General features: G+C 38.6%; 7 protein-coding genes and 1 pseudogene. 4 read left to right on the forward strand and 4 right to left on the reverse strand.

Features of this window, described 5'->3' with window-relative positions; translation table 11 throughout:
- The first annotated feature begins 344 nt into the window (after positions 1 to 344).
- The 4 genes from FFM80_RS14255 (at position 345) to FFM80_RS14770 (ending at position 3929) form a co-directional block, all read left to right on the forward strand.
- A complete protein-coding gene (locus tag FFM80_RS14255; RefSeq protein WP_041142890.1) occupies positions 345 to 1736 on the forward strand; it encodes an MFS transporter in 1392 nt (463 codons plus the stop codon).
- Positions 1736 to 2398 carry an HD domain-containing protein gene (locus FFM80_RS14260; protein WP_014940864.1) on the forward strand — a complete coding sequence of 221 codons (663 nt, stop codon included), beginning with the start codon at positions 1736 to 1738 and terminating at the stop codon, positions 2396 to 2398. Before FFM80_RS14255 ends, FFM80_RS14260 begins: the two co-directional genes overlap by 1 nt.
- Positions 2388 to 3542: an S-adenosyl-L-homocysteine hydrolase gene (locus FFM80_RS14265; RefSeq protein WP_053339310.1), complete on the forward strand. Its 1155-nt coding sequence runs from the start codon at positions 2388 to 2390 to the stop codon at positions 3540 to 3542. Before FFM80_RS14260 ends, FFM80_RS14265 begins: the two co-directional genes overlap by 11 nt.
- A 324-nt stretch (positions 3543 to 3866) precedes the next feature.
- Complete coding sequence (locus FFM80_RS14770) at positions 3867 to 3929, forward strand: putative holin-like toxin (RefSeq protein WP_230083882.1); 63 nt, start codon at positions 3867 to 3869, stop codon at positions 3927 to 3929.
- 156 nt (positions 3930 to 4085) lie between these two features.
- Here FFM80_RS14770 and FFM80_RS14275 read toward each other — a convergent pair whose 3' ends face one another.
- The 4 genes and pseudogenes from FFM80_RS14275 to FFM80_RS14290 all read right to left on the reverse strand — a co-directional run.
- Positions 4086 to 5201, reverse strand: a complete 1116-nt coding sequence (locus tag FFM80_RS14275; protein WP_099722355.1) for an ArdC-like ssDNA-binding domain-containing protein — start codon at positions 5199 to 5201, stop codon at positions 4086 to 4088.
- A 2-nt stretch (positions 5202 to 5203) separates the two neighbouring features.
- Positions 5204 to 5419 carry a hypothetical protein gene (locus FFM80_RS14280; RefSeq protein WP_014940860.1) on the reverse strand — a complete coding sequence of 72 codons (216 nt, stop codon included), beginning with the start codon at positions 5417 to 5419 and terminating at the stop codon, positions 5204 to 5206.
- A 120-nt stretch (positions 5420 to 5539) separates the two neighbouring features.
- Positions 5540 to 7051: a DNA topoisomerase gene (locus tag FFM80_RS14285; protein ID WP_137641411.1), complete on the reverse strand. Its 1512-nt coding sequence runs from the start codon at positions 7049 to 7051 to the stop codon at positions 5540 to 5542.
- A gap of 119 nt (positions 7052 to 7170) precedes the next feature.
- Positions 7171 to 7554 (reverse strand): annotated as a pseudogene (locus FFM80_RS14290) (nicking enzyme TraA protein); the annotation flags it as partial.

Raw genomic sequence — 7554 nt, forward strand, 5'->3', positions numbered from 1 at the left:
AGCCCCCGGTAAAATACCGAGAACTCGCCGTTCAAAAAGCAGCTTAACAATTTGTCCAATTTTAAGGGTTCACTTCAGGCTAACGGATTATTTAATCTATTATTAAACTTTGCCACCGTCTTAAACGGCTCTACATGGGAAGCCCTGTTCTAGCGGGGCTTCCTTTTTCTGTTTACATTATAGCATGGCTATAACGGACTTGCGACTATTTTAAGTGTAGTTTCTCAAAGGCTAGAGAAACTATTGTTCGTTCTTGAAAATATGTAGGAGCAACGGCCTAAGAACCATATATAGTGGTATAATATGTAATAAAAACTATATGTAGTGTTTGGAAGGTGAAATTCTTGGTTCAAGAGAAACACAACAAACTATTGAGCGCAATAATTTCGATTGGTCTTTTAAGCTTTTTAGGAATAGTGGTTGAAACAGCGTTAAACATAACCTTCCCACAATTAACAACGTATTTTTCTATACCTATCAGTCAAGTTCAATGGTTGACTACTGGATATATGCTAGTCTCAACTAGTTTGATTCCATTGGGTTCATTCTTTTTAAGACGGTTTCGTGTGGTAACTTTATTTAGAGTTTCGTGCTTAAGCTTTTTAGTCGGTACGTTGATTGCAAGCTTTTCCAACAGCTTTAATTTAGTTTTGCTAGGCCGCTTATGTCAAGGCATTGCTGATGGAATCGCGTTACCGTTGATGTTTGCTGTCATACTAGATCAAGTGCCAAAGAAAAAAGTTGGCACTTTTATGGGGCTAGGTAGCTTAGTTATTGCCTTTGCACCAGCAGTGGGTCCCATATATGGTGGCATAATTCAGGACACATTCAATTGGCATTTTCTATTTATAATTTTAATACCAATTATTATGGTTACCTGGCTGCTTGGTGAGCTTAGCATTGAACAAAGTTCACCGGTTCATTACGTTCCCTTTGATGTCCGTGGGGGCATTTTCTTGGCCATTTTTTTGACAACGACGTTGATGTTTATTGTTAACTTGACTGCTAACAGTAGCTCTTTTAAATTGTATTTATTTTTACTAGGAACAGCTTTTTTTAGTGGCTTACTTTTCCTTCTTAATGAGAAGCATAAGAGCCATAAATTGTTGGAATTAAGTCTCTTTAAAAACAAACGCTTTTTGCAGTTGTTAAGTGCTTTTTTTCTATTGCAATTCAGTTCTTTGAGTATGTCATACTTAATCCCTAATGTGCTACAAATACTTTTTGCCCAGTCACCTGGTTTGGTAGGTTTTCTAATTGCTCCTGCCGCTGTGATTGATGCAGTGCTATCGGTGGTTGCTGGTATTATTTACGATAAAACTGCACCCCGCTTACCCATTATAAGTGGCTGTATAATCATTGGACTGACCTTTTTGGGCGCCAACCTATTTACACCAAGTATTGGCGGGCTGGTTTTAATATATATGCTTTTTATGGTGGGATTGAGCTTTAGCTACAGTAACATCATGACCTATAGTTTGTCTCAATTACCTGCTGGGTTAGTAAATGATGGTAATTCGATTTATATGACGGTTCAAGCTTATTCAGGAGCAGTTGGAATTGCAATATCGTCCTCTATTGTTTCTTTATTGCAGAAACAACAAGGGAGTGTAATTTCAGGGACAAAATGGGGGTTAGCAATCAATTTCTTGATTTTGTTTTTTGTTGCCGTATTCACAATTTCTCTATGCTTGATAGCTTTACGAAATAAAGTAATTAAAGGAGATAAAGAGTAATGAGTTTAGATGATATAAAATCATTTTCTAAAGAAAATATGGCCTTTGATCCAACTGGGCATGATTTTCTTCATGCCCAAAGAGTGGCTAAGTTAGCTCAGAAAATATATACAGAAGATTTTAAAAAAGATGAAACTGATATTGGTCTGTATGTTGTGAAAGCAGCTAGCTATTTGCATGACACCATAGACGAAAAAGTCACTGCAGATAAAAAGAATAGACTGAGAGAAGTACGAATTATACTTAGCCATGAGAATATTGCAACTCCGGCTAGAGAAGACATTTTAGATATTATCCAACATATGTCATATTCTGACAACATTGAACACCATTACCAGCTTTCTAACGAAGGTAAATGTGTTCAGGACGCTGATAGACTTGATGCACTAGGTGCAATCGGCATAGCACGTGCATTTGCTTACGGCGGGCACGCTGGACAGGAAATATACGATCCCAAAATATCAGTGAAGGAAATCAAAACACACGATGATTATCGCCATCACAAAAGTACAACCATCAATCACTTTTATGAAAAGCTACTGAAATTAGCAAGTTCAATGAATACCAGAACGGGAAAGCAAGAAGCCAGTCGTCGAACAAAGTATATGCGTGATTTCTTATCTGAATTCCAAATGGAAACAGGTGTAAAAGATGAGACATAATGAGTATCTATTAGATAAATCGTATTTCGAAAAAGTCGCTGCGCTTTTTAATAAAGGGCAGTCTGATCCCCAAAAAATCCTTGTCGTAGAGCACGCCGTGATTAACAGTTTGGATTTTATAGACTATTTATGTGAACACTACGAAGTGTACTTTATACCCAAGCCCAAAAGTATTGATCGTAAAGTCCTTAAACATTTATCAAAGACTTGTACAATATTAGATGTTTCTAGGAAAGAATTAGCAGGCGTTGATACACCTAACTTGATAAAGGAAATTGTCGGACAGGACACGTTTGCAATTATTGATATTGGTGGGTATTTTGTACCAAGATTAAGTGACATTCAGAAACAGTTTAAAGGTCAATTGGTTAAAATAATCGAGGATACGGAAAATGGCTACCAAAAGTATGAAGATAAGCTGTCCAATAATTCAATATCAGTCCCAATACTATCAGTGGCAAGAAGTTCTTTAAAAATTGAGGAAGATTTTTTGGTTGGACATGAGATTGTAGTCAAATCCGAAATCTTTTTAGCAGATTATGGAACGACGCTTTTAGGCAAGAAAGTACTAGTTATTGGCTATGGTAAAGTTGGCTCCAGTATAGCGGGTAATTTAAGAAAACGTGGTGCAATAGTCATAGTTGCTGATAAAAGGGCAATACGATTAGCTAACGCATTAGCCCATGGGTACCAAATAACTAATGATATATATACTGAGCTAATTGACGTTGATATTGTGTATATAGCTAATGGAGAGAAGTCTATTGATACTCTTCAACTAAAAAAATTGGATTTGAAACATACTTTATATAGCTTTTCTGTAACTTCAGCGGACGATACTTTTAAAAATAGTCAAATGATCAACAAATTACCCCACTATGGACACAATGGTGGGTATAAAATTTTAAAAACTAAAAGCAATAGGACTGTTATTCTAGCAAATTCAGGGAACGCAATTAATTTCACATACTCTATATCAACATTAGCTTCCTACGTCCAATTAACACAGGCTGAAATGGCAGTTATACTACAAAAAGACATTTCAGGTGAAGAAAATCAGGGAATTGTTGAATTAAATGAAAACGACAGAGAAAAAATTGCTAAAGAATGGTTGGCAGAGATATTTGAAGTTGTTAAAAGTTGAATTAAATAAAAAAGCTTAAAGAATTATACAAATAAGCTCTGGTTGCTACCGACAAAGAGATTTTAAGCTGTTTTTAGTTGCTGCTAAACTTTGATCGTAGTATTAAACAAAAATACCTTATTAAGCGCAACTTTCACTGAAACAGTTGATAACAATATTAAGATGAAATTTGGTTTCCTCGTCAAAGTTTCTGTATAATAGATTAAGCAGGAAGTTTTAAGGGCGGTGGCTGTCTTTTCCCTTGCGAGGTGAGGCCCATGGGAACATGGAATAATCTTCAGGAAGGTTTCACAGTCAATGAGCGTCTTCCAGACACTCTCGTTGATGTTGCTGTTTGCAATGTTTATTTTAGCGTTGCTAACATACATCGACAAAAGGAACAAATAAAAAAGCCGCCCTGCGTAACTTTGGCTAGGTTACAGGGTGACTCAACTATCATTTTTTAACTAATGCCACCGCCTTTGAAGCGGCTTGCGTGGGAAGTCCTGTTTTCGGCGGGGCTTCCTTTTCTGTTTCCATTATAGCATGTCCTTTAAAAGCTGGCTAACGTTTCAGACTTTGATCGTATTCAGGATCAGGTTGTTTGATTTCCGGATTTTCTTCAGCAAATGCTTTCAGTTGTTTTTGAGTTCGATCACTAATTTCTTGGTGCACATCGTTTAACTGATTTTTTAATTGCGCTTTTTGTTGTGGACTAGTTGCTTGCTGAACTTGTTGTTGCAAGCCTTGATAGGACTTATTAAGATCATGGGCTGATAGCTTTTTTAGATCATGCTCAGGCTCTTTTGGGTCTTCTTGTAAGCCTAATTGTTTGGTTAAGCCATCGCTAAGCTCAATCACTTTGTTGCTCACTTGCTGGATCTCACTTAAAGCACTATGGATCACGGCTTTATCTTTAGCCCAGGTGGCCACGTAACCGAGTGAGTAGTTGCTGGTATCAACGCCAATATTTTGCATGGCAACGTACGCAACCGCTTCGGCTTGGGTTTCCTGATAGGCTCGTGGCCGGTCTTTAAATTCTGACGTTAAGCCGTGTAATTGGCTATGGGCGTATTCATGATATAACGTCTCCAGTTTCAAGGCATTGTCGGGCTCATCGCTACCGATGACGATTTCATTAGTGCTGGGTTGAAAATAGCCTTTAGCGCCACCAAGTTCTGACAATCTCTTTTCACTGACTTTAATATCAGTATTGTTATTCAAATAATTTTTGAGTTCGTTGTATAGGTTAGTAACGTTTTTATGATCCGCTAAATTTTCTTTGACAAAATCTTTAGCACTTAGGACTGGTTCGCCGCTTGTCTGTGATATGTCAAATACTGGAATATAGCGATAACCAACTATGGCTTTTTCTTTGGTCGTATCAAGCCTTTTCTGATCCTCTGGAGTTAGTTTTTTAATCATAGGGGCCGCAATCCTGATCCCTTTTTCTCCCTTATTAACTGATCTGTTAAAATCATTTTTCCATTGTTTAAAACCTGCTATTTGAGTAGCTTCTGGGTTTTGAGAGTAGATTAAATCAATATTTCTAGCGCTATAACGATGAAATTTTGCCACAGTATTAAGATAGTTCTTGAACTTGTCACTATCAGTTAAGTTCAAAATTTGTTGTTCTGCATTATCTACAAGTTGTTTCTTCCATTCTTCTTTAGTTGGCATATTTAAACCTCCTCGGCGTCTACAAACTCTACAGAATTATCAATTTGGGGTAACTTGATAGATTGTGTGCCGTAAAGTGCTAAATATTCAGCATTCTTTTTTTGCCACGCAACTTGAATATATTTGCCATTACCCGCAATTTCTGATAGGTACTTATAACTGCTTTTATCCGTCAAAATAGGTAATTCGCTTGCTAATGCTTCCAGTTCATTTTTCATGATATATCCTCCTTCTTTTACAATTACACTCGTTGGTTAGGTTCACTTTTTGGTTTTTGAAAAGTAAACCTAAATGACGAGTTCACCAACCGAAACAACGTGCAGGGCGGTAGGCAGGTTCTAATCAAAATCAAAACTTAATTTATGGCCGTCAAGCTTTAACTTGGCGTCAAACGACTTTCCTTTTTTACTCTTGAAACCCTTTAATTTGCTCGTTTCCCCCTTGGTGACCAGCGCTTTAATTGCGGTCTTACCGAGGGTCTTACTGCTCCATTTCTTGGGCAGGGTAAAGCTTTCGCCTTGCTTAGGCTTTACAATGTAAAACTTCTGTTTATTTAAAACGGTCGCTTGCGGTGTTTCTAAGAAGACCTCGTCGGACTTTTGTGCTTGCTGTTGGTGATTGATTTGTTGCTTAATGGCTGCACTGCCAGTTAATTGTGTTGGGACATCAGCGATCAATTTCACTACGAACTTCTTAATTTGGCTCAAAAAGTTATCCGGGGGGCGTTCTTCGGTACTGATTTGCTGTAACGCTTGCTCCCATTTAGCCGTCATTTCTGGGCTAGTTAGCAAGGGTTCGAGTTCAACCGCTTTACATAAAGTAATTCCGGCTTCACTGACGTGTAGCTTGTTCTTTTCAGTGACGAGATAGCCGCGTTTCTTTAACACTTCCAGCACATTGGCCCGGGTTGCACTTGTCCCAATGCCTTGCACATCTTTAAGAATCGCTTGGGCTTCTTCATCATCAAGCGTTTTGCCGGCGGTCTTCATGGCCGTAATCAGGGTACCTTCGGTAAAGGGTACCGGTGGTGTCGTTTCTTTTTGCGGTGTTTGCAGATTTGCTTGGACTTGATCACCTTGGTGAACGAGCGGTAAAGTTGCTACTTCTTGCTGCTCGGCTTTGTGATCATCAAATAAAGCTTGCCAGCCTTGCTTAGTTGGGACCTTACCGGTTGCTTTAAAATTGGCGTCACCAACTTGGGTAATAATGGTGGTTTCTTCATATTCGTAAGGATCAGCAAACATGGCTAATGTGGTTCTTAAAACCAAGTCATAGACTTGTTGCTGTAATTTAGGCAAGCTGGCTAGTTTCTCTTTCGTCGGCACGACTTTAGTCATGATAATGGCGTAGTGTTCTTCAACTTTTTTCCCATCAACATAGCGTTTGTTCGGAGTGGTATTGGTTAAAGCGACTGGCTTAGAGATCAAACCCAGATACTTCGTCAGATTAGCCACTAAATAACTAAATTCTTCATCAGTGATATAAGCACAATCGGTGCGGGGATAACTGAGCAGTTTGTCTTCGTATAAGCTTTGAATAGCCGCTAAGGTTTGGCTGGCACTGGCGTGATAACGTTTATTCATGGCACTTTGCAGACTGGATAGTGAGAATAGTTGTGGACTAGCACGCTTTTTGTCTTGTTTTTGGACGTCCTTGATTAAACCAGCCTGTGAGCCTTTCTGAACGTGTTTAGCTTGCATGAATGTTATTAGTCCTGCTTCATCTTTAAATCGCTGATAGGGGTCTAATTTTGCGACGAATTTTTGCTGATTAGCAAGAATTTCAGCATTTAGTTCAAAATAGGGTTCTGACTTAAAGTTTTTGATTGCCTGGTCTCTTTGATAGACCATACACAAGGCTGGCAGCTATACGTAACTAATCGAGCACGCTCTACGTACCAAATTTTTCTCAATATAAAATACATTATGGGCTACCATTCATACCAATTAACCAGTCGCTAATTTTGTGATTACAAGTGCATGCCCCCATCTTCATGCCGGTTTCGAGTTTGGTGTTGCCGTTGCTTTTTCGTCATTTCCCACTCAGTCTCCTTTAAACCTTGCGCCTGTTTTTGCCGTTCGTAATCTTCATCACGGGCATATAGGGCGGTCATGATTGCGTTACTAAAGGCCGTCTTTAAGTAGTAGCTTGGACTAACTGGCTTGTAATTTAGCGGTTGATAATGTCCAATATTTACTTTTCTATACTGGTCGTCCTTGGCTTGTTGCCCTTTTAACTGCTTTTGGATTTTCTCGATCTGACTGTTCTTAATCGTCGGATCGGCTTTGCATTCGCCAAAAAAGAGTTGTTTAGTGCCATCATGCTTTAAAACCCGTTGTAAGTGATGATTTTC

Source organism: Lactiplantibacillus dongliensis (assembly GCF_005405105.1).
GTDB classification, from domain to species: Bacteria; Bacillota; Bacilli; order Lactobacillales; family Lactobacillaceae; genus Lactiplantibacillus; species Lactiplantibacillus dongliensis.

Coding starts and splice junctions, on each gene's coding strand:
- FFM80_RS14260 (WP_014940864.1), top strand. CDS start 1,736: ATGAGTTTAGATGATATAAAATCATTTTCTAAAGAAAATATGGCCTTT.
- FFM80_RS14265 (WP_053339310.1), top strand. CDS start 2,388: ATGAGACATAATGAGTATCTATTAGATAAATCGTATTTCGAAAAAGTC.
- FFM80_RS14275 (WP_099722355.1), bottom strand. CDS start 5,201: ATGCCAACTAAAGAAGAATGGAAGAAACAACTTGTAGATAATGCAGAA.
- FFM80_RS14280 (WP_014940860.1), bottom strand. CDS start 5,419: ATGAAAAATGAACTGGAAGCATTAGCAAGCGAATTACCTATTTTGACG.
- FFM80_RS14285 (WP_137641411.1), bottom strand. CDS start 7,051: ATGGTCTATCAAAGAGACCAGGCAATCAAAAACTTTAAGTCAGAACCC.